We start from the raw sequence: 2,575 nt of genomic DNA, 5'->3' as shown, positions 1-2,575 counted from the left end.
CGCACCACGACGACGACCGCGCCGACGCCCTGCGCGCGCTCGGCGCCGACGTCGTCGTTGGTGACCTCACGCGGCCAGCAGATGTCGCGACGGCCCTCGACTCGGTCCAGCGGATGTTCTTCAGCATGAGCCTGGCACCGTCCTACCTCGAGGCCTCCGCCACAGTTGCGACGGTGGCCCGTGCCGTCGGCGACCTGGATGCACTCGTCGCCATCTCCCAGATGACCGTGTCCCAGATGGACGCGCTCAGCATGAGCGAGTCACACCATCAGCGGCTGCACTGGCTATCGGAGCAGGTGCTTAACTGGTCTGGGCTTCCGGTCGTACACGTTCGCCCGACTGTCTTCCTGGACAGTCCGTTGTTCACGACCCTGGCCGCACGCTCCATTGCCGGCAGCGGCACCATCCGGCTCCCATTCGGGACCGGTCGCACCTCGCCGGTCACGACCGACGACGTCGCGCGGGTTGTCGCTGCTATTCTGACCGACCCGGGGCCGTACATCGGCCGGGTCTTCGAGCTGACCGGCCCCCGGTCGCAGGACATGAACGGCGTCGCCGAAGAGTACGCCCGCGCGCTGAGCAGACCGGTTACCTACGTCGACGTCCCGTGGGAGACGTGGGCCGGGCAAGTGCTCTCACGCGCCGGGCTCGGATCGTACGTCGATGAGCATATCGCCACCATGGCCCGGCTGCATCGCGAGAACCGGTATGACCGCGTGACCGCCACGGTCGAGGAAATCACCGGCCGGCCCGCGGAGCCCGTCGAGGAGTTCGTCGCGCGGCACAGCGACCTGTTCGCCGGGTGACGTACAGCAGCGAACTACAGCAACCAGCCGGCCGAACCATCCATCATGCGACCGGCGCAGCCTCTCCGGCCTCGGAAGACGCCAGTCGCGACCATCCGCCGATTGCTACGGATCAGAAGGCAAGCCGGCGGCCTCCAGCCGCAGCCGCTCGCGCCGCTGCTGCCCGGCGGGCGTGTATCCGCCCCGTTGCGCATACCGCATGCCCCGGTCATACAGTTACCGCACGTGCCGGGCCACACGGTGCAGGAATGACAATCGCCAGAATTCTCGAGCTCCTGTGGTCGACGACCGGCACGTCTCAGATTGCCTGGCGGCGTCGGCAGTCCCGCAACGGCGCCAAGCGGGATGGCCGGGCGCTTTCCTTGTGCGTTAAGCCCGGCCCTAGGCCGGGCCGGCGAGGCGTCCAGAGCTACGCTCGTAACGACCTGAGTTCACCGTTTCGACATGCTTCGGAGTAGCCAGTGACGCAGACCCCGACCTATCAGGTGACCGATCCCGCGACCGCGGAGGTCACCGAGACCTTTCCCTTCGCCACTGACGCGGAGGTCGAGCAGGGCCTGGCTGACGCGGCGGCCGCGTTCGCGCAGTGGCGCAAGAGGCCTGTCGCCGAGCGCGCCGCGATCGTCAAGAAGGTAGGCGAACTGTTCGCGGAACGCGCTACCGAACTCGCTGCGCTCATTACCAAGGAGATGGGCAAGCGGCCGAAGGAAGCGGTCGGCGAGGCCCAGTTCTGCACCGACATCTTCGGCTACTACGCCGACAACGGCCCCGGGTTGCTGGCCGATAAGCCGCTGCCCGGCCACGACTCAGCGCGCGTGGAGTACCTTCCTATCGGTCCGGTGCTCGGCATCATGCCCTGGAACTATCCCTACTACCAGGTTGCCCGGTTCGCCGCTCCCAACCTGGTCGCCGGCAACACGGTCATTCTCAAGCACGCGGAGAACTGTCCCACCTCCGCCCTCGCGATTGCGCAGATCATGCGGGACGCAGGCATCCCCGAGGGCGTCTACGTGAACATTTTCGCGACGCACGAGCAGGTCGCGGCGATGATCGCCGACAAGAGGCTGCGCGGCATCTCGCTGACCGGGTCGGAGCGGGCGGGCACCAGTGTCGCGGAGACGGCGGGCCGGAACCTGAAGAAGGTCGTCCTCGAGCTCGGCGGGTCCGACCCGTACATCATCCTCGACAGCGACGACGTGGACGCGGCCGCCAAGACCGCGTGGGTCACCCGGATGGAGAACGTCGGCCAGGCATGCAACTCCAACAAGCGGATGATCGTCATGGAAGATCTGTACGACGACTTCGTCGCCGCCCTTGTCAAGCGTGCCGCCGCGGCGACGCCGCGCGGGCCGGGCGACGACTCCCCGCGCTCCTACAGCCCGATGGTCTCCCGGAAGGCCGCGGAGAACCTGCGTGCCCAGGTCCAGGACGCGGTGGGCAAGGGTGCGACCTTGCACGTCGGCGGCACGCTCGGAGACGGCGAGGGCGCGTATTTTGCCCCGGCCGTGCTCACCGGGGTCACACCGGACATGCGCGCCTACACCGAAGAGCTGTTCGGGCCCGTCGCGGTCGTCTACAAGGTCAACGGCGATGACGAGGCCGTGAAGATCGCCAACGCGGTCGACTACGGCCTCGGCGGCGCGGTCTGGTCCACGGACACCGAACGCGCGACCCGGGTCGCCGAACAGCTCGACGTTGGCATGGCCAACGTGAACACGCCGGCGGGCGAGGGTGCTGACCTGCCGTTCGGCGGGACGAAGCGCTCTGGC

General features: G+C 67.9%; 2 protein-coding genes. Both read left to right on the top strand.

Annotated features, from left to right (window positions below; translation table 11 throughout):
* Nucleotides 1-806 (top strand): NAD(P)H-binding protein (locus tag VGH85_05390; protein HEY2173229.1); only part of this gene is annotated, 806 nt, incomplete at its 5' end.
* A 461-nt stretch (nucleotides 807-1,267) separates the two neighbouring features.
* Nucleotides 1,268-2,575, top strand: a 1,308-nt coding sequence (locus VGH85_05385; GenBank protein HEY2173228.1) for an NAD-dependent succinate-semialdehyde dehydrogenase, incomplete at its 3' end; no start/stop codon positions are given.

This window comes from Mycobacteriales bacterium, assembly GCA_036497565.1.
In the GTDB taxonomy this organism is placed as follows: domain Bacteria; phylum Actinomycetota; class Actinomycetes; order Mycobacteriales; family QHCD01; genus DASXJE01.
The sequence above is the reverse complement of the archived record's forward strand: the minus strand, read 5'-3'. Positions and strand labels throughout refer to the sequence as shown.